The sequence below is a fragment of the Chryseobacterium sp. SG20098 genome, assembly GCF_031844745.1.
Taxonomy (GTDB): domain Bacteria; phylum Bacteroidota; class Bacteroidia; order Flavobacteriales; family Weeksellaceae; genus Chryseobacterium; species Chryseobacterium cucumeris.
Genome location: NZ_CP134622.1, coordinates 2,159,849 through 2,179,587, shown reverse-complemented (window position 1 = coordinate 2,179,587; position 19,739 = coordinate 2,159,849). Strand labels below are relative to the sequence as shown.

At 35.4% G+C, this 19,739-nt stretch carries 22 protein-coding genes; 14 read left to right on the top strand and 8 right to left on the bottom strand.

From position 1 onward, the window contains the following. Positions 1 to 56: 56 nt before the first annotated feature. Genes RHP76_RS10000 through RHP76_RS09980 form a run of 5 tightly spaced genes read right to left on the bottom strand, consistent with a single transcriptional unit; the run spans position 57 to position 3,160 of the window. Positions 57 to 662 (bottom strand): fumarylacetoacetate hydrolase family protein, encoded by a 606-nt coding sequence (locus RHP76_RS10000; protein ID WP_288443468.1) that lies wholly within the window; start codon positions 660 to 662, stop codon positions 57 to 59. Between the two features lie 7 nt (positions 663 to 669). Next, positions 670 to 1,230, bottom strand: coding sequence for a hypothetical protein (locus tag RHP76_RS09995; RefSeq protein WP_288443466.1), 561 nt, complete (start codon positions 1,228 to 1,230; stop codon positions 670 to 672). An 8-nt stretch (positions 1,231 to 1,238) separates the two neighbouring features. Beyond that, on the bottom strand, positions 1,239 to 1,637 hold the full coding sequence (locus RHP76_RS09990; protein WP_277695449.1) for a putative signal transducing protein: 399 nt from the start codon (positions 1,635 to 1,637) through the stop codon (positions 1,239 to 1,241). Between the two features lie 2 nt (positions 1,638 to 1,639). Beyond that, the gene (locus RHP76_RS09985; protein WP_062673838.1) at positions 1,640 to 2,404 is read right to left on the bottom strand and encodes a 3'-5' exonuclease; all 765 of its coding nucleotides are present in this window, start codon (positions 2,402 to 2,404) and stop codon (positions 1,640 to 1,642) included. 42 nt (positions 2,405 to 2,446) lie between these two features. Continuing rightward, positions 2,447 to 3,160, bottom strand: coding sequence for a CDP-alcohol phosphatidyltransferase family protein (locus RHP76_RS09980; RefSeq protein ID WP_288443463.1), 714 nt, complete (start codon positions 3,158 to 3,160; stop codon positions 2,447 to 2,449). An 89-nt stretch (positions 3,161 to 3,249) separates the two neighbouring features. Here RHP76_RS09980 and RHP76_RS09975 point away from each other — a divergent pair, with 89 nt between their 5' ends. From RHP76_RS09975 to RHP76_RS09930, 10 genes are all read left to right on the top strand, one after another. Continuing rightward, positions 3,250 to 5,178: an LTA synthase family protein gene (locus RHP76_RS09975; RefSeq protein WP_120232119.1), complete on the top strand. Its 1,929-nt coding sequence runs from the start codon at positions 3,250 to 3,252 to the stop codon at positions 5,176 to 5,178. Positions 5,179 to 5,373: 195 nt separating this feature from the next. Beyond that, complete coding sequence (locus tag RHP76_RS09970; protein WP_062673843.1) at positions 5,374 to 5,793, top strand: DUF2147 domain-containing protein; 420 nt, start codon at positions 5,374 to 5,376, stop codon at positions 5,791 to 5,793. Positions 5,794 to 6,029: 236 nt separating this feature from the next. Continuing rightward, complete coding sequence (locus RHP76_RS09965; protein ID WP_034696867.1) at positions 6,030 to 7,010, top strand: pyruvate dehydrogenase complex E1 component subunit beta; 981 nt, start codon at positions 6,030 to 6,032, stop codon at positions 7,008 to 7,010. A 114-nt stretch (positions 7,011 to 7,124) separates the two neighbouring features. Further along, the gene (locus tag RHP76_RS09960; RefSeq protein WP_062673845.1) at positions 7,125 to 9,119 is read left to right on the top strand and encodes a KUP/HAK/KT family potassium transporter; all 1,995 of its coding nucleotides are present in this window, start codon (positions 7,125 to 7,127) and stop codon (positions 9,117 to 9,119) included. Positions 9,120 to 9,184: 65 nt separating this feature from the next. After that, on the top strand, positions 9,185 to 9,658 hold the full coding sequence (locus RHP76_RS09955; protein ID WP_002976876.1) for a Fur family transcriptional regulator: 474 nt from the start codon (positions 9,185 to 9,187) through the stop codon (positions 9,656 to 9,658). A gap of 3 nt (positions 9,659 to 9,661) precedes the next feature. Then, the gene (locus RHP76_RS09950) at positions 9,662 to 11,401 is read left to right on the top strand and encodes an OstA-like protein (protein WP_311230083.1); all 1,740 of its coding nucleotides are present in this window, start codon (positions 9,662 to 9,664) and stop codon (positions 11,399 to 11,401) included. Between the two features lie 13 nt (positions 11,402 to 11,414). Continuing rightward, positions 11,415 to 12,005 (top strand): hypothetical protein, encoded by a 591-nt coding sequence (locus tag RHP76_RS09945; RefSeq protein WP_131797507.1) that lies wholly within the window; start codon positions 11,415 to 11,417, stop codon positions 12,003 to 12,005. 28 nt (positions 12,006 to 12,033) lie between these two features. Then, on the top strand, positions 12,034 to 13,209 hold the full coding sequence (locus RHP76_RS09940; protein WP_062674773.1) for an aspartate aminotransferase family protein: 1,176 nt from the start codon (positions 12,034 to 12,036) through the stop codon (positions 13,207 to 13,209). 188 nt (positions 13,210 to 13,397) lie between these two features. Beyond that, complete coding sequence (locus tag RHP76_RS09935; protein WP_034696870.1) at positions 13,398 to 13,784, top strand: START-like domain-containing protein; 387 nt, start codon at positions 13,398 to 13,400, stop codon at positions 13,782 to 13,784. A 78-nt stretch (positions 13,785 to 13,862) separates the two neighbouring features. Then, a complete protein-coding gene (locus RHP76_RS09930) occupies positions 13,863 to 14,678 on the top strand; it encodes an aminotransferase class IV (protein WP_216443953.1) in 816 nt (271 codons plus the stop codon). An 84-nt stretch (positions 14,679 to 14,762) separates the two neighbouring features. On the opposite strand, the gene RHP76_RS09925 is transcribed toward RHP76_RS09930, so the two are convergent. Both RHP76_RS09925 and RHP76_RS09920 read right to left on the bottom strand, forming a co-directional pair. Beyond that, the gene (locus RHP76_RS09925; protein WP_062673854.1) at positions 14,763 to 15,344 is read right to left on the bottom strand and encodes an N-acetylmuramoyl-L-alanine amidase family protein; all 582 of its coding nucleotides are present in this window, start codon (positions 15,342 to 15,344) and stop codon (positions 14,763 to 14,765) included. Between the two features lie 103 nt (positions 15,345 to 15,447). Next, positions 15,448 to 15,996 (bottom strand): YqgE/AlgH family protein, encoded by a 549-nt coding sequence (locus tag RHP76_RS09920; protein ID WP_062673856.1) that lies wholly within the window; start codon positions 15,994 to 15,996, stop codon positions 15,448 to 15,450. Between the two features lie 24 nt (positions 15,997 to 16,020). On the opposite strand from RHP76_RS09920, the gene pdxH reads away from it, so the two are divergent. After that, complete coding sequence (gene pdxH / locus RHP76_RS09915) at positions 16,021 to 16,662, top strand: pyridoxamine 5'-phosphate oxidase (protein ID WP_311230082.1); 642 nt, start codon at positions 16,021 to 16,023, stop codon at positions 16,660 to 16,662. Between the two features lie 241 nt (positions 16,663 to 16,903). On the opposite strand, the gene RHP76_RS09910 is transcribed toward pdxH, so the two are convergent. Beyond that, on the bottom strand, positions 16,904 to 17,194 hold the full coding sequence (locus RHP76_RS09910; RefSeq protein ID WP_002976900.1) for an HU family DNA-binding protein: 291 nt from the start codon (positions 17,192 to 17,194) through the stop codon (positions 16,904 to 16,906). A 399-nt stretch (positions 17,195 to 17,593) separates the two neighbouring features. Here RHP76_RS09910 and panD point away from each other — a divergent pair, with 399 nt between their 5' ends. The 3 genes from panD (at position 17,594) to RHP76_RS09895 (ending at position 19,733) form a co-directional block, all read left to right on the top strand. Beyond that, the gene (gene panD, locus RHP76_RS09905; protein ID WP_002976902.1) at positions 17,594 to 17,944 is read left to right on the top strand and encodes an aspartate 1-decarboxylase; all 351 of its coding nucleotides are present in this window, start codon (positions 17,594 to 17,596) and stop codon (positions 17,942 to 17,944) included. A 3-nt stretch (positions 17,945 to 17,947) separates the two neighbouring features. After that, positions 17,948 to 18,976, top strand: a complete 1,029-nt coding sequence (locus RHP76_RS09900; protein ID WP_311230081.1) for a lysylphosphatidylglycerol synthase transmembrane domain-containing protein — start codon at positions 17,948 to 17,950, stop codon at positions 18,974 to 18,976. A gap of 181 nt (positions 18,977 to 19,157) precedes the next feature. Next, positions 19,158 to 19,733, top strand: coding sequence for a TerD family protein (locus tag RHP76_RS09895; protein ID WP_034698933.1), 576 nt, complete (start codon positions 19,158 to 19,160; stop codon positions 19,731 to 19,733). The last annotated feature ends 6 nt before the right edge of the window (positions 19,734 to 19,739 follow it).

Sequence of the window (19,739 nt, the reverse complement as noted above, 5' to 3'; positions counted from 1 at the left end):
ATAAAAAAAGCAATAGCTCCCGGAACTATTGCTTTTTGTTTATAACTGATGGTTTTTTACATAATCCTGATATCCAATACTTTTTCCTCTTCAAGGTAAGCTTCCAGAATATCATTTTCATCTACTTTTCCAACCCCTTTTGGAGTTCCTGTGAAAATAAGGTCACCTACTCTTAATGTAAAATACTGAGATGCAAAAGCTATAATATCATCAAAGTTGAACATCATATCTTTTGTATTGCCATCCTGTACCTTCTCTTTATTCTTTAATAACGAAAACTGAAGGTTCTCAAGGCTGAAGCTCTCTTTTTTGAAAAAACTGCTTACCACAGCCGAACCGTCAAAACCTTTGGCAAGCTCCCACGGAAGACCTTTTGATTTCAGTTCACTCTGAAGATCTCTTGCCGTAAAATCTATTCCCAGGCCAATTTCTTCATAATGCTTGTGTGCTGTTTCTTTCTGAATATATTTTCCTCCTTTTGAAATTTTTAGTACCACTTCAAGTTCGTAGTGAATATCATTGGAGAATTCGGGAATGTAAAAATCATTTCCCTTTAAAACGGCTGTATCCGGTTTCATGAAGATAACAGGATTCTCAGGAATTTCATTTCCTAATTCTTTTGCATGCTCACTGTAATTTCTTCCTATGCAGATTATTTTCATAACTTAATTAATTTACTTTACCTTTAAAATATCCTTTACCTTCTTCTATATATTTTTCAGGACCATATCTTCTTTGAACTTTGAGTTCAGTATATCCGAAGATGCTATCTCCTTTTTTATAAGATTCTTTATCCAGAATAAGTTTACTGTCCAAAACTTTATAATATTCTCCTGTGTCCAAAAAATCAAAGAGTTTTACATTGTCAGTATATGAATAGGGAGAGATTTTATATCTGCTTTGAAAAATATCTATCTGAAAACCACCACCGCTGAAACCATCTCCAACAAAAAATGTAACATTTAGCATTGGATTTTCAGTAATAGAACAGCTATAATATGCTGGACTTATACTGTCTGACTTTGTCTTAAAATCATTGGTTTTAATATCTTCACTCTCTGAACCCCAAATACTTGTTTGCTTTTGCTGATCAAAAGATTTAAAAAGAGGTTTCTGGCTTAAACTATGATCAACTTCTACGCTGTTCCATACCAATATGAATTTTCCTATTATGAAAACAAGAAAGCCAAGAATAACAACGAGAAAAATCTTTCCAAATTTTTTGACCATATTAAACCTTAATGCGTAAACTCATTCCCACAATAATAACATTTGAATTTGTGACTCGTCAGGAAAGAAATACCAAAGAAACTGGTAGCACTGTCATCCCTGTAGATGTGGTTGGAACCACATTTCGGGCATACAAAATCAAACTCAGGATCTTCAATGGTATGTTCTACTTCCAGCGAATATTGCTCGTTGTCTTTATAGTCTTGCAGGATCTGCTGTGCTTTTTCCACATCTTCTTCAAACACCTGAAGCTGTATTCCTCCTACCGCCTGTGACAGAAGCCAATCCGACTGGATCAGCTGCTCATTCGCAATGAAACTGTTGATGCCGTTTTCAGCCAGTATCTGCTTGTCCCTGTTAGCTTCAAGGGCAGTTTCATAAAATTTAAAACGAACCAGGTCAGACATATTTAAAATCTACTTGATAATTGAATTTTTGTAAAAACCTTCTTAGTATATAATGGAAAGTCAGCATTCTGAAGCCATCCGAAATATCCTAAGTCTTTTTGGAATACCGCTTTCACGCCCTGTCCTTTATATTTTCCAAAGTTGAAAACCTCTTCCATTTTTTCATTATATCCGATAAATCCTGCAAGATCTGCATTCTTATTATGGAATGTGAATTCACTTAGTGGTGCTATTTCATTCGGGATATCATCATATTTTCCAACCTGGGCATCCAGAACTTCAAATGTTGCCCATACATCAGCTTCTGCAGAGTGTGCATTTTCCAATGTTTTTCCACAGTAGAACTGGTAAGCAGCACTTAAGTTTCTAGGCTCTTTTTTGTGGAAAATAGTCTGTGCATCTACCAGTCTGAATTTACTCAGATCAAAATCCATTCCTACTCTTAAAAGTTCTTCAGCCAAAAGGGGAACATCAAATCTGTTAGAATTAAATCCTCCCAAATCACTGCCGGTAATCATTTCCATTACTTTAGATGCAATGTCTCTGAAAGTAGGCGCGTCTTTTACATCTTCATCATAAATACCGTGGATCTCACTGCTTTCTTTAGGAATAAGCATTTCCGGGTTTACACGCCATGTTTTGCTTTCTCTGGAAGCGTCCGGATTTACTTTTAAAATACAGATTTCAACAATTCTGTCTTTTCCTATGTTGGTTCCTGTGGTTTCCAGGTCAAAAATACAAAGTGGTTTATGGAGTTTTAAATTCATGTTGACTATTAATAAATTGAAACGGGTTTTATTTAAATGAGTTTATTTTAATTGTGCCTGAAAAATAAGAGACACCAATATATAATAAATAACAAGCATTGGAATTCCAATAACATGGAATATCGCAAGAATAGCAATTCCTCCCACCAGTAATACAACTTTAGGGTAATTATCTTTTAATTGTTTTGATTTGAATTTCATCGCCATCATTTTGATCGGGCTGATCAGAAGCCATGAAGTGAGAAGAGTCAGCAGAACCAATAACAATTCATTATCAAACAAAAAGCTGAAAGTTCCGGTTTCTTTAAAGGCATAATAAAGACCAAACAGTAAAACGGTGTTGGTAGGCGTATTCAATCCTTTGAAATAATAGCGTTGTTCTTCATCAAGGTTAAAGATGGCAAGTCTCAGGCAGGAAAATACAGTGACAATTAATCCCAGATATTTGATCTCAAATGGAAAATGAATTCCAAGAAGTTCAGCTCCAAAAGGCTCAAGGGCTTTGTACATCGTCAGTCCCGGGATTACACCAAAGCTTACCATATCAGCAAGAGAATCCAACTGAAGCCCAAGATTAGAGTTTGATTTTAAAGCTCTGGCCACAAAGCCATCGAAAAAATCGAAGATAGAAGAGAGAATAAGACAGATTGCTGTTGTCTGATAATCTCCTGAAATTAAATGTATTGCACCTACACAGCCTGCAAATAAGTTAGCCAGAGTTAAGGCATTGGCCAGATTATTCTTTATAAAATCCATAAGCACAAAATTACAGTTTTTAAAAATTCTAACTCAAAATAATATGAACTAAAAAATGCATTAAAATGATTTTGATGTAAATTTGCTCCATGAAATTTTTAAAAGGATTTAGAAAACAGGAAGTTCTGGCATTGGTTTACAGGATTTTTTTAGCCTATGTTTTTTATCAAATTGCCAGACTTTTATTCTGGTATTTTAATAAAGATCTGATTAAAGTTGACTCGGTTTCTGATTACATAAAGCTGGCTTTCCATGGTACGGCTTTCGATACCACAGCTATTTTGTATGTCAACGCATTATTTATACTCCTGAGTTTATTGCCGCTGGTTATTAATACCAAGAAAATCTTTCAGAAAGTCCTATTCTGGCTGTATTTCATCACCAACGGTATTGCTTATGCCATGAATTTCGGGGATTTTATTTACTATAAATTCGCTCAGGCAAGGCTTACTTCGGCTGTATTTCAGGTGGCTGAACATGAATCCAATGTATCTAAAACACTGATGATCTCTGTGGGAGAACATCCTTTTGTATTGATTTGGTACGTCGTGTTGATGATCTTATGGGTTTTTCTATACAAAAAGGTGAAAGTAGAAGATACAAAACCTGCGAAACTACTTCCTTACTTTATTACATCTATTCTTACTTTGTGTATAACAGCGGTGCTGGTTGTGGGAGGAATCAGAGGAGATTTTAAGCATAGCACGAGACCTATTAATATGGTGGATGCTACTCGTTTTGTAACAAATCCGCTTCAGGGAAACATTGTACTCAATAGTACATTCTCCTTTTTCAGGACTTTAAATACCAATAATTTTAAGGAAGTTCATTTTGTAGATGAAAAATATATTGAAGACTATGTACAGCCTTATAAAGTATATGACAGAAAAGTGGAGAATCGTCCCAATATTGTTATTTTTATTGTAGAATCTTTCGGGAGAGAATATTCAGGAGCTTTCAATAAAGATAAAAAGATCAAAGATTACGTTTCTTACACTCCGTTTATGGATAGTCTGGCTACCCAAAGCCTTATTTTCCCGAATACTTTTGCAAACGGAAGACAGTCTATTCATGGGATGAGCAGTGTATTGGCCGGAATTCCGAGCCTGACGGATGCGTTTACAGGATCTCCTTATTCCAATCAGAAAATTCAGTCTATTGTTTCTGTATGTAATGATCTTGGGTATGATACTTCTTTTTATCATGGTGCCCCAAATGGTTCTATGGGATTTCTTGGATTCGGAAATATCTTAGGATTTAAACATTATTTCGGAAAAACAGAATATAATCATGATGAAGATTTTGACGGAATGTGGGCCATCTGGGATGAGCCTTTCCTTCAGTATTTCGCTAAGAATGTAGGGAAGAAACAACCTTTTATGACTACTGTATTTACCGCATCATCCCATCACCCTTTTAAAATCCCTGAAAAATATAACGGGAAATTTAAAAAAGGAAAAATAGAAATCCATGAGCCGATGCAGTATACGGATTATGCGATCAAACAATATTTTGAGACGGCTAAAAAGCAACCTTGGTACAACAATACCATTTTTGTTTTCACGGGAGACCATACCAATCAGGTTTATTATCCGGAATACGAAAGAGCCATGAACCGTTATGCAGTTCCATTAGTTTTCTATTCTCCGAATCCTGCGTATCAGCTAAAAGGTGTTAGCCAGGAAATCGCACAACAAGCAGATATTTATCCTACACTGGCAGATCTTATCGGGTATAACAAACCTATCCGAAGCTGGGGGAGAAGTTTGGTAAGTGATAAAAAATATCCTTTCATCGTAGTCAACTCGGATGGAAGTACAGATCAGTTTATGATCGGAAATTATATTTACCGCTTTGATGGAAAAGAAATCATCGGAGTCTATGATAAATCTGATCTGAGCCTTGAAAAAAATATCATGAATGAAGTTAAAAATCCTGAAATAGAACAAGGAAAGAAAACGGCAAAGGCCTGGTATCAGGATTATATGGATAGGGTGATTAACAGGAAGCTGTATTAGGCAGAAGACAAAAAATAGAATGGCGAAATAGTCAATAAACTGATTGGCAAATTAATTGTTTTAGTAATTATTGATTTTACTTTTCTTCACCTCTTTATGCTTTGTATAATAAAAATTTTTGTTCGTTGAAAATTAATTTATATTTTTATCAATACGTAGATAAGAATATTGTATAAAATTAAAACTATAAGAAATATGAAAAAAATATTGTTAACGTTCGCACTTTCTTTATGTGGTGTACTTACATTTGCACAGATAGAAGGTAAGTGGAAAACGATAGATGATGAGACAAAACAGGCAAAATCTATTGTTGAAGTATTCAAAAAATCAGACGGAAAATACTATGGAAAAGTTTCTCAGTTGTTGATAAAACCTGCTGATCCAAACTGTACAGTTTGTAAAGATGACAGAAAAGGAAAACCAATTTTAGGATTGGAGATTATCAGAGGACTGAAAAAAGACGGTGATGAGTTCACCGGAGGAACTATTACAGACCCTAAAACAGGAAAAACATACAAATGTACCATTACAAGAAGCGGTGATAAACTGAACGTAAGAGGGTACTTAGGATTATCTTTACTAGGAAGAACCCAGGTTTGGGAGAAAGCTAATTAATATAAGTTTAAATAGAATTTTAGATGACATCTCAGAAATGGGATGTCATTTTTTGTAGATAAAAATTCTGTGAAAATTCTTCGGAACATAAAAAAGGTACAAGAAGGACGTATTTAAGAAGGAAAATTAATTTTAAATACAGTTAATATTATGACTTCTCATGGAAATGAAGACCGTTTTTATGATGTGTATAATAAAAAAACACTATTTTTGTAGTCTAAATTTTTCGAATAAATATGGCAGAATATACTTTTCGTGAGGTAATTGCACAGGCAATGAGCGAGGAAATGCGTAAAGACGAATCCATCTTTTTAATGGGGGAGGAAGTAGCAGAATACAATGGTGCATATAAAGCTTCCAAAGGAATGTTGGATGAGTTTGGTCCTAAAAGAGTAATCGATACCCCAATTGCAGAACTTGGTTTTACAGGAATTGCTGTGGGTGCTGCGATGAATGGTAACAGACCCATCGTAGAGTATATGACATTCAATTTCTCATTGGTAGGAATTGATCAGATTATCAATAATGCTGCAAAAATCCGTCAGATGAGTGGTGGACAATGGAATTGTCCAATCGTTTTCCGTGGTCCTACAGCTTCTGCAGGTCAATTAGGTGCTACTCACTCTCAGGCTTTTGAAAACTGGTTTGCAAACATTCCTGGTCTTAAAGTAGTAGTTCCTTCAAATCCTTACGATGCGAAAGGGTTGTTGAAAACTGCAATTCAGGATAATGATCCGGTTATTTTCATGGAATCTGAGCAGATGTATGGAGATAAAATGGAAATTCCTGAAGAAGAATACTACTTACCGTTAGGAAAAGCAGATATCAAGAGAGAAGGTACAGATGTTACTTTAGTTTCTTTTGGTAAGATCATGAAACTGGCTTTACAGGCTGCTGAAGATATGGCGAAAGAAGGAATCTCTGTAGAAGTTATCGATCTTAGAACAGTTCGTCCTCTAGATTTTGATACTGTTTTAGCTTCCGTTAAGAAAACAAACAGATTGGTTATTTTAGAAGAAGCTTGGCCATTTGCTTCTATTTCTTCTGAAATCACTTATATGGTACAGCAAAAAGCATTTGATTATTTAGATGCTCCTATCAAGAGAATTACGACTCCTGATGCTCCTGCACCTTACTCTGCTGCATTATTTGCAGAATGGTTCCCTAAACTTGAAAAAGTAAAAGAGGAAATCAAAAAAGCGATGTACGTAAAATAGTTATAGAGAAAAACTTCCGAAAGGAAGTTTTTTCATTTATTATATTCATGAAGAAAAATTCTTGACGTCATAAAATTAGTATAAATTTGCGCCTTTAAAATAAATTAAGCTGATATGGCAGAAGTTACAGAAGATGGCTACCACTTCGACATAAAGAAACTTTCCTTCATAGGAGTTTTAGTGTCTCTAGGAATTGTTTTTGGAGATATTGGTACCTCTCCGCTTTACGTAATGAAAGCAATTGTGAATGCAAGATCCCAAGGGAGCAATATGCCTTTCAATGAATACATAGAAGGTGCTCTTTCCTGTATTATCTGGACCCTTACCCTGCAGACCACGATAAAATATGTGATCATTGCTTTGAGAGCAGATAACAAAGGTGAAGGGGGTATCCTTGCTTTGTTTTCACTGGTAAGAAACCTTAAAAAAGGATGGTTGTACCTCATTGCAATCATTGGTGCTGCAGCCCTTATTGCAGACGGAGTCATTACACCATCACTGACGGTAATGTCAGCTATTGAAGGTCTTGAAATTTATAACCCACATACTCCTGTCGTGCCTATCACCATTGGAATACTGATTGCCATTTTTGTGGTGCAGCAGTTTGGAACCAGTTTTATCGGAAAATTTTTTGGTCCTGTAATGGTGGTTTGGTTCCTGGTATTAGGAGGACTGGGAGTAATGCATTTGAGTGAAAATTTTGAGATTTTAAGATCTTTCAACCCTTATTACGCTTATAAACTTATTGCCAACTCTCCAAGTGCTATTGTTATTTTAGGAGCTGTTTTCCTTTGTACAACCGGAGCAGAAGCATTGTATTCTGATTTAGGACACTGTGGCGCAAAAAACATCAGAATAAGCTGGGCATTCGTTAAGATTATGCTTATTCTGAATTATCTTGGACAAGGAGCATGGCTTTTAACCAATTATAACAAACCTGGATTTTCTGTAGTGAATCCTTTCTTTGGAATCATGGAAGAATGGATGATCATCCCGGGAGTAATTTTAGCAACAGCAGCAGCAATTATTGCCAGTCAGGCGTTGATTACCGGTTCTTTCACCATATTTTCAGAAGCAATGTCTCTTAACCTTTGGCCTAATCAGAAAATTGATTATCCTTCCGGAGTAAAAGGACAGATGTATATCCCAAGAATCAACTGGGGACTTCTTATCCTGTGTATCATTGTTGTGCTTCACTTCAGAGAATCAGGAAAAATGGAAGCCGCTTACGGACTTTCCATTACAGTGACCATGCTGATGACAACCGTTCTGTTGGTCTTCTGGCTCCTGAAACACAGAGTAAGCAAAGTCTTGATTCTGGTTTTCGCAATGGTTTATATGGCAATCGAATTAGGTTTCTTCAGTGCCAACATTATCAAATTCATGGAAGGTGGATGGATCACCGTTGTTTTGGCTGGTTCTATCGGAATTTCTATGTATGCATGGTATAACGGAAGACTGATCAAAACAAGATTTATCCAGTTTGTGAAAATAGAAAAATATGTGTCTATTCTTAAAGACATGAAACTGGACGAAACTATTCCGAAATATGCTACCAATCTGGCTTATCTGAGCAGAGCTAAAAGAAATGATGAAGTGGAATCTAAAATTATTTATTCCATCATCAAAAAACAACCGAAAAGAGCAGATCATTACTTCATCCTGAGCATTGTAAACCAGGAAGATCCATATACTTTCAGATATACTGTAGACGAGATCCTTCCGGGAACCGTATATAAAATCAATTTCCTTTTAGGATTTAAAGTAGACCGAAGAATCAACGATTATTTCAATATGGTCCTTAAAGATCTAATGGCAGACGGAACCATTCCTTCAAGAAGCAGCCACCCATCTTTAAGAGCTCATGATATACCACCGGATCTTAAATATGTGATCATAGATAACACCTATATCAACGATATCCTTTTAACTGTTAAACAGAAGATTACTCTTAACATTTACAATTTTGTGAAGTATATCGGAAGTGACGACTTTAAGGCTTGGGGAGTCTCTTCGCATAACGTTGAAGTAGAATCTGCACCGATCACAGAATTAACAGTTTATGATAATAAGATCGAGCAGTCCGGGTATTTCCGTCACAACTCGTAGCCACTCGTATTTAACCATACTATCTATTTAAATAAAATTCAATAAATTTGTAGATAATTTTTTTAATGGATACAATACAAAAAGAAAAGAATATAGCTTTGATCAAGGATGTTTTGAGAAACTACTTATTAGAAAAAGGGTTCAGAAACACACCTGAAAGATATACAATATTGGAAGAGATTTATAATATGGATCATCACTTTAATGTTGATGATCTGTATCTTCTCATGATGCAGAAAAAATATCATGTTTCCAAAGCAACCATTTACAACACGATTGAAATTTTCCTTGATGCAGGTTTAATCCGTAAGCATCAGTTCGGAGAAAAGACATTAACTTCTTCGTCTTATGAAAAGTCTTATTTTGACAAACAGCATGACCACCTGGTGATCTACAAAAAAGACTCTGATAAAGAAATTGAAGAAATTATTGAATTCTGCGACCCAAGAATTCAAGGAATCAAAGAAGCCATCGAAGAAGCATTTGGCGTAAAAATTGATTCTCATTCGCTATATTTCTATGGCACTAAGAATGACTAATTAATGAGAATAGCCCTTTTTCTGTTACTCTTTATTTCTACGCTCAACTTTGCGCAGGATAAAACCCCTGTGAAGAGAGATCCTTATCTGCAGGCTCCTTCACCGGCTCAGCCCAAACAGGTGAGACCTGAAGATAAAGTAAAGATCATCCATGCGGACGAGATCAAGAAAAGTCCTGAAAAATACGACGGGAATCAATACTTTACCGGAAATGTTCAGATAGAACACCAAGGCTCCATTCTTACAGCAGATGAAGTTGTTCTGTATAATGAAGAGAACTTTGTAAAAGCAATAGGTAATACAAGGCTTCAAAATACCGACGGTTCTGTGATCACAGCAGGAGAAATGGAATATGATGCCAATACCCAGAAAGGTGTTGCCAGAAAAAATGTGGTTTTAACAGATCCGAAGCAAACCATTAAAACAGATATTCTGTATTATGACAGGCTGGCTAATCAGGCTTATTTTAACACAGGAGGGACAATTTCTGACGGGCAGAATGTAACCTACGCCAAAGTAGGAACCTATTTTCTCAATACAAGAGTGGTAGATCTTACTGGGAATGTAAAAATTGAAACCCCGCAGTATACTATAGAAGGACCCAACATCAAACAGAATCAGAACACAAAAATTGCTGATTTTCTAGGTCCTACAACCATTACCAGCAAAACCAATCCAAGAAACAGAATCTACACCGAAAAAGGAACTTATAAAATGGATTCCAAGGAGGCTTTTCTAACCAAAAACTCCAGAATCTATTATAATGAGAAAATTCTTACCGGTGATGATATGTACTATAATCAAATCTCAGGATTCGGTAAGGCAATAGGAAATGTAACTCTTGATGATCCTATAGAAAAAAGATATATAAAAGGAGGTTACGGAGAAATTTTTGAGAAAAAAGACTCTGCCATGATGACTAAAAGTCCGTATGCTGTAAAAGTGATGGAAAAAGACTCCATTTATTTCGCTGCAGAAAAAATTATCTCCTATCAAAGACCGGATACACTAGATATCAAAGTGAAGAAAAGCTATCTGAGAGCTTTTAAAAAAGCCCGTATATATAAATCCAATGCACAGGGAAGAGCAGATTCCATTGCTTTCAATGAAACAGACGGAATCATGCATATGTATACCAATCCGATTCTTTGGAGCGGTGAAAAGCAGGTTACCGGAGATAAAGTAGAAGCTTATTTCAATACTAAAACAGAAGATATTGACTCCTTAAAAGTAATCGGAAATGCCTTTGCCATCAGTAAAGTTGACTCACTTACCCTGAAAGATGAGTTCAATCAGGTGAAAGGAAAATTCATGACGGTATACTATGAGAAAAATGCGATTAAAGAAGCAAGAGTCGTTGGAAATGCCCAGTCTATTGTGTATGTTGATGATACTGATCAGGAAACCAAAAAACCGGAAAGAATAGGGATTACATTATCAACCTGCGGAATTATCGGAGCATTGTTTGAAGAAAGAGCACTTCAGATTATTTCATGCAGTATTGGAGCTGCTTCCGATACTTATCCTATGAGTATGATAGAACCTTCGAAAAGAAAATTCCCGGATTTTAACTGGAATACCAAAGACAGAATCAGGAAATGGCAGGATATCCTTGTAGATACTCCAAATAACGAAGAAATACAATATACAGCTGATAGTGAGCTATTCGATAAAGCGCAGAAAGCAATTGACGACGAAAAAGCTAAAGAAGAAGCTAAAAAACCAAAGAGAGTAAGAAAATAGAAAACAAGTAGGTATGAAAAAAATTCTGTTACTGTTATTATTTTTCCCATTGATGTTTTTTTCCCAAGATTTACAACCAGGTGAATTTGTATGGAGTAAAGAACGAAAATTACAGAAAGAGGATTATAAATTGATTACCCATGATGATCGTATTTCAATCAGATCAGCAATCAACTTTTCTTATCAGTTAAGGGGATTTAATGCACTAAGTAATAATTTTAATAAAAAGATTATCAATAAATTTTCCAGCAGTGCTTCATCAATAAATCCTGATTCTCGCAATATTCCGGCTATGATAGAATATCAGCAGGTCAATTTTGATTTAGCCGAAGTATATGCCCGAAAAATGCGTAAAGACCTTCTTATTCATAAAAATACGCTGTGGAAAGGTTTTACTTATGCCAATGAAATGTTTAATAATCTGACAGCTGAATATACAAAAGCTCAGGCCCTGATAGACAATGAAACCAATTATGGCCTCAATACTCAGAAGCTGCAGGACTGGAAACAGAAAATTCAGAATGAACTTGATGAACTTTCTGATTTTGATTACAACAATACATCTAAAATAAAAATAAAAAAAGATTCTAAAGAAGAGAACTGATTTAGACTTTCATAACATATTTATGGAAATGCATAAAGATTTTTTTATATATCAGGCTCAAACCACCAAATTTGCTGCCGGTTTTGAAGTTGAAAAAGCAGTAGGAAGCTACATTTATGGTACAGACGGAAAAAGATATCTTGACTTTGTAGCAGGAGTTTCTGCTAATACTTTGGGACACTCGCACCCTAAAATAGTGGATGCCATTAAAGAGCAGGCCGATAAATATCTTCACGTAATGGTTTACGGAGAATATGCACAGGAAAAACCGATCGCATTATGCAGACTGCTTGCAGAAGCCACTCCGGACCCTCTGGAGGTTACTTACCTTGTGAATAGCGGTGCAGAAGCTATCGATGGAAGCTTAAAACTGGCTAAAAGATATACAGGAAGAGAAGAAATAGTTTCCTTTAAAAATTCTTACCATGGAAATACTCATGGGGCTTTAAGTGTTTCCGGAAATGAAACTCACAAGAGAGAATTCCGTCCTTTACTACCAATGGTGTCTTTCATTGAGTTTAACAATGAAGATGACTTTGATAAAATTACGGAGAAGACTGCTTGTGTTATTCTTGAGACCATTCAGGGAGCAGCAGGCTTTCTGGTTCCAAATAACGACTATCTGATCAAATTAAAAAGAAGATGTGAAGAAGTAGGAGCACTTTTAATTCTGGACGAAATACAGCCCGGATTTGGAAGAACAGGGAAGTTATTCTCTTTTGAACATTTTGGAATTGTTCCGGATATTCTGGTGATGGGAAAAGGAATGGGTGGTGGAGTTCCTGTAGGAGCTTTTATGAGTTCCAGAGAAATTATGGAAACGCTTTCTCACTCACCAAAACTTGGGCATATTACTACTTTTGGAGGAAATCCATTAATTGCAGCATCAAGTTATGCCACATTAAAAGAAGTGTTGGATAGTGGTTTAATGAACGAAGTTGAGGAAAAAGAAAAGTTGTTCAGAGAACTTTTGGTTCATCCTAAAATTAAAAATATCAACGGTAAAGGGTTGATGCTTGCCGTGAACTTAGGAACTCCTGAATATACGCTGGAAGTAGCTAAAAAATGTATGGAAAAAGGGCTGATTGTTTTCTGGCAGCTGTACAGAAATGAATACCTGAGAATCTCTCCGCCGCTTACATTATCTCTGGACGAAATCCGGGAAGGATGCCAGATTATTCTTGATATACTGAATGAAAATTAAAGATAAAATCTCTCTGTAAATGAGAGATTTTTTTATGTTTTGCATGGTAATTTTTAGCTTTAAAACCTGACATCACAGAGATTTAAATCCAGTGATAAATATCATACAGATTCTATAAAAAAGTAATTGTTTTTTTGCGTAATAAAAAAATTAATTTATATATTGCGGGACGATAAAACAAAGATTATATGGCGAAACATAAAGTCCATTACGAATTTCCAATGCACTGTTTATCAGAGATTTTATATGAATATCTGGCGACTGCAGAGGGATTGTCTGAATGGTTTGCGGATGAGGTAACAGAGAAAGGCGATGATTTCTTTTTTAGCTGGGGTGGAGGACCTGCTGAGAAGGCCACTTTGATCAGATATAAGCCTGAAGGTTTCGTGCGTTTCAGATGGGAAGAAGATGAAGGAACAAAAAATTTCTTTGAAATGACTATCACTATCGATGATATTACAGAAGATCTTGCTTTAAATATTACAGATTTCTGTGAAGAAGGTGATGAAGAGGAAAATGCAATGTATTGGGAAAATCTTATCGAAAACCTGAGAATAAAACTAGGTGCGGCATAATACCGGGCTATATGAAATGATAAAACTGATGAACGATTTATCGTTCATTATTTTTTTGTAAATAAATCATATCAAAAATTGGAAAATCAATATTTTACATCAGACGAGTTAAGTGTAAAGAACAGAGCTTTTCTTTGGGGAGACTCAGTAAAAGTATCTTTCTTTGTAAGAAATGGTGGATTGATCATGGACGAAGAATGCTATTTTTTCCTGATGGCTTCCATGAGAAAGATGAGACTGAATATTCCTTTAACTTACACCCTGGAGTTTTTCCAGAACCTTTTTCAAAAAGAAATCATTGAAGGTAAAGGAGTCAAGAACGGAATTATCAATTTCCAGGTGTTCAGAAATAATGATGGAGTGACCTTGGCAAAATCTTCAGTTTCCTATTTTTACGAAGTAACGGAAATGGCGGATGTGCTTGCAGTTCATCAAAGACCTTTGGAATTGGATTTGATTAAAGAAATTAACGTTAATAACAATCTTTTGAGCAATATCAGGGTTCACTGTCCGGAAAATATTTACGGAGTGATCTATGCCCAGGAAAATGACCTTGATGACGTGATTCTTCTGAATCCAAACAAAAGAATAGCGCGCACCACTGCAGGAAATCTTCTCTTTTTGGAAGGTGACGTGATCAAAGTACCCAAACAGACAGAAGGAGCTTACATTTCTCCTTTGATGGAAAACTTTGTTACTTTTTTACATAAAAATAATCTTGCTGATATTCAGGAACACGAGATTATCGCATTTGAATCTCAGAAAGCTGAAGAAATTTTAATGATTTCAGACGAGAAAGGTATATTTTCTGTAGGTAAGATAAGAAACAAGACTTTTGAAACTTCCCGTTTCTCTGAACTGGTAGAAAGCTGGAAGAAAAGTTTTAATTCATAAAAATTGACAAACCCGGTAAACAACAAAGTTCCAGAAGTCCTTTACCGGGTTTTATTCTGAGTAAATCAGAAATTGTTTTTTTATTTAATATTCGTTGATAATCTCAACAAATTTTTGTGCGATTTCTTTCTGCCCTTTTTCACTGGTAATATAATTCCTGTTGTCAGAATTATTGATGAAGCCAAGTTCTACCAATACAGCAGGTGCTTTGGTTTCTCTCAGCATATGAAGATTGCTCTCCGATATTTTTCGGGCATTGAATTTCTTATAGATTTTTCCAGCTAATTCCTTTGAAACATCAGAATTTTGAACGTACACTTCAAATCCGTTGTCAGATCTTTCTTTTTCAGGAGAGCTGTTCACGTGAAGGGAAATAACCATTTCAGGGTTTAGCTTGTTGATCAGATCTGTTCTTTCTGCAAGAGTAGGATAACTGTCTGAATCCCTTGTTAAAATAACTTCATATTGATTCTGGCTTTCATTGATCTTCCGGATTTCCTTAGCAACGCTTAATGCAATATTTTTTTCCAGAATTTCACCATAAGTTGCTCCAAAATCATTTCCGCCATGTCCGGCATCGATGACAATATATTTTTTGTTGATAGGAGTAAATGATAAAAAAGCTGTAGAAAATATTGATAAAGCAAGTAATGTAATACCTTTCATATCAGTGATTTTAGTTTTTCAAAGAACGGAAAAACTTTCTTTAAAATTGGTTAAAAGAATCTTAAAGTTTGTTAATTATCAGAGTAATGCGAAAAATATACTTTTAGTTCAGTGAAATATCTTCTGGCGAATTGGCCCAGAGAAGAAATTCTCCTCCAAGATTCTGCATGATAGATTTCCAGAGTGTCTGATCGTTGGGAAGTGTATAATCAAGATTATAAACATCCACTACAGTCCACATTTTCCTCTGAACTTCACTATCCAGCTGATTAGGAGACCACCCGGAATATCCTGAAAATATTTTGATATGATTAATATCCAGTTCACTGCTTAAAACCGCATTAATAATACGTTCAATATCTTCTGTAAGATAGTATTCATCAGTGATGTCTGTATAGATCTCAGTAACTCTTTTACCTTTTACAATGAAGAATACTTTGTCGTTTTCTACAGGCCCTCCATCATAAACCTCAATTTTAAAGTCAAAAAAATCTTTGAATTTGCTACTCATCTGGCTATTCTTTTTATTCAATATCAAACCAAATGCACCACTTTCATTATGTTCAATAACCAATACTACCGATCTTGAAAAAATATCGCCGGAAATGTCAGGGGTCGAGATTAATATTTTACCTTTGTATGAGTGATTCATACTCAAATTTAATAAAAAATATTTATGGAAAACCTGCACGACAAAAGAAAAGTGTACGAGAAATCCCAACTTATTGAAAGTGAGATAAAACAAAATCCAATTGAGCAGTTCAGAGACTGGTTTTTGGAAGCCAATGAGAGTCCGATGATCTCAGAAGCTAATGCTATGGCGGTTTCTACTGTAGAAGAAGATGGGTGTCCAAGAACAAGAATGGTGCTTCTTAAAGCATATACCCATGAGGGGTTTGTTTTTTATACCAATTATAACAGCAGAAAAGGAAAAGCAATAGAAAGCAATCATAAAGCCTGCCTGCATTTTTTCTGGCCTAATCTTGAAAGGCAGATCATTATCAAGGCTGATCTTGAAAAGGTAGCAGAAAATCTTAGCGATGGTTATTTCCATTCCAGGCCAAAAGGAAGTCAGCTTGGCGCTGTGGTCTCTCCGCAAAGCCAGGAGATTCCTAATAGAGAATTTCTGGAAGATAAGTTAAAAGAGCTGGAAAAGGAGTTTGAACATACGGAAGTGCCAAGACCTGCCAATTGGGGCGGATATCTTGCCAGACCCTATGAAATTGAATTCTGGCAGGGAAGACCCAATCGTCTTCATGACAGGATTATTTATGAGCTTAAAGACCTTGACTGGAAAATTTCAAGATTGGCTCCGTAATGCAAAAATAAGAGGTTAAAAACTAGATGATGCGTTATATTTTAATGCATGTCATGATAGGTTTATCAATAGAAGCGGGCTTTAGCCCGCTTATTTTATTGTGTCTGATAATAGCGGCTTTAGTCAAAACATAATAATTATAAACCAGTTAAACCTTCTTAACGGTTGGATTTCCTATCACAATTTGACATAAAAAAAGCTGTTTCTAAGAAACAGCCTTGAATTTTTGTAATCTGAATGATTATTTTTTCTTAGCACCTGAAACTGCATTTGATAAATCAGCTCCAGCTTTGAATTTAGCAACTTTTTTAGCAGCAATTTTGATTGGTTTTTTAGTTGCAGGGTTAATACCTTGTCTAGCCGCTCTCTCAGCTACTGAGAAAGTACCGAAACCTACTAAAGAAACTTTTCCGTCTTTTTTCTTTAAAGTAGTTGTAACGTTACCAATGAAAGATTCTAAAGCAGCTTTTGCTGCAACTTTAGTGATACCTGCATCTTTTGCGATTGCGTCGATTAATTCAGACTTGTTCATAATTTTTAATATTAAAGTTAGTTCGTAATTATAGCAAATATAGTACTATTTTCTAATTGTGCAATTTTTTTATTAAAACTTGTAAAATTTTTTTGCTTTTCACTGAAATCAGTTAAAATATGATAATTCCACTTTTCACAGAAAATCTACGTTACAGGTTACTAAAATCATGCCAAATGCTTATGTGTATTGACTTTAGCAAAAAGTTAATATTATTTTTCGTATTTATTAAATCCTAAATTGTGTATAAACAATTAATTTTTTTGACCATATGATTGTTAAATCTATAAGTAATTTTTAAATTTCTTATGTTTTGTGAAATTAAACCCCTGTGTTTGTGGGAGTTTTAAAATGATAATAAAGACCTGTTTTATTAATTTTTATTAATAAATTTGCAGCATGTTAATAGAAGTTTTCAAGTCTAAGATTCATAGGGTGAGAGTAACTGCCTCTGACCTTAATTACATAGGGAGTATAACGATCGATGAAGATCTTATAGAAGCTGCCGGTCTGGTAGTGGGAGAAAGAGTCTATATCGTTAATGTGAACAACGGAGAACGCTTTGATACTTACGTGATCAAAGGGAAAAGAAAATCAGGGGAAGTATGTCTGAACGGTCCTGCAGCAAGAAAAGTACAGAAAGATGATATTATCATCATTATTGCTTATGCTCAGATGACTCCGGAGGAAGCAAAAGATTTCCAGCCAAAGATCGTTTTCCCGGATGAAAAAACAAATCTTCTTACGTAGTACATGGAGAAAACATCAAAAAGTCCGGTAAAATCAATACTTACAATAGTAATATCGCTTGCTTTTGCAGGCTTTTTTTTATGGCTTGCCTTAAGAGGTCTGGATTTTAAAGTCATTCAGAAATCACTGGCAAAAGCTAATTATATCTGGGTATTGTTTGCTTCCGTATTTGGTCTTCTGGCTTACTGGTTCAGGGCAATCCGCTGGAATCTGATGCTGGAGCCGATGGGACACAGAATTTCAAACTCCAATGCACTTTGGTCCATTTCATTTGGTTATCTGATGAACCTTACGATTCCCAGAAGTGGTGAAGTAGCAAGAGCAACCGCTTTATATGGGGTGGAAAAAGTACCTGTAGATAAATCTTTTGGAACTATTATTCTGGAAAGAGTAGTAGACCTGATCTGTATGCTTGGTTTCTTAGGACTGACATTATTGTTCAAATATGATGCAATTCTGTCATTCTATAAAAACTCAGGAGTCAATATCAATCCTACTAAAATAATATTCATCCTTTCCATTCTGGTAATAGGAACAGTCTTATTTTTTGTATTTAGAAAGAAACTGGCAGAAGTTCCGTTTTTAGGAAAAGTGGTTAGCTTTATTGACGGGATTTTTAAGGGGATAACTTCCGTCTTTAAATTAAAAGAAAAAGGGAAATTCATTCTTTATACATTAGGAATCTGGATTTGCTATTATTTAGCAGCTTATCTGGTATGCTTTGCCCTTCCTGAAACTTCAGCATTTACCTTTGCAGATGGATTTTTCATTATTGTAGTGGGAACACTGGGAATGATTATTCCTGCCAGCGGAGGAATTGGAGCGTATAACCTTGCCATGAAGTATGGTTTTATGGCTCTTTTCATCTCAGTAGGAAAAAGTGCAGATTTTGGAGGTGAAATGGGACTTACCTATTCCTTTATTTCTTTACCGTTGCAGATTGTGATTATGCTGGTGATGGGATTAATTTCCATTCCCATGTTGGCAAAAGCAAGAAATACTGCTGTTTCAGATAAAGAATTTGAAAATTAATTCAATACATTTTTTATATAATGCAAGGTTCAATTTTTTAATTGGACCTTTTTTTATGAGCATTTTTGTGATTTAAAGAGTTTAAAATTAAGCGGTATGGAACATTTTTTCGTCAATAAATTTGGTCAATTCGTAAATCACTTCTATCTTAATGCAAAAAATAATCATAATATAAAACACTATGGCAATTAATCTACAGAAAGGACAAAAGATCGAGATAGGATTGACGAAAATGACGATTGGATTAGGCTGGGATCCGAATGAAGGAACCGGCTACGATTTTGACCTGGATGCTTCTGCAATCATGATTGATTCTGACAGAAAATTAGTAAGCGAAGAATACTTCGTTTTTTACAATAACCTGAATTCTCCGGATGGAGCACTTACCCATACAGGAGATGATCCGAGTGGTAAAAACAGTGATGGTGACGATGATGAAGCGATCATTATAGACCTTGATAAAGTAGATTCAAGAGTAGAAGAGATCCTTTTTGTGGTCACCATAGAAGACTTTGAAAGAAGAAGACAGAATTTCGGACAGGTAAGAAACTCCTATATCAGAGTAGTAGATAACCATTCCAACCAGGAAATTGCAAAATACGAACTGGATGAGGATTTCTCTATCGAAACAGGAGTAGAGTTCGGAAGACTGTACAAAAGAAACGGAAGCTGGAAATTTGAAGCTTCAGGGATAGGATACAGAGCAGATTTAGGCTTCTTCCTTGAAAAATACTACAAAGGGCAAATCATCAAATAAATCATC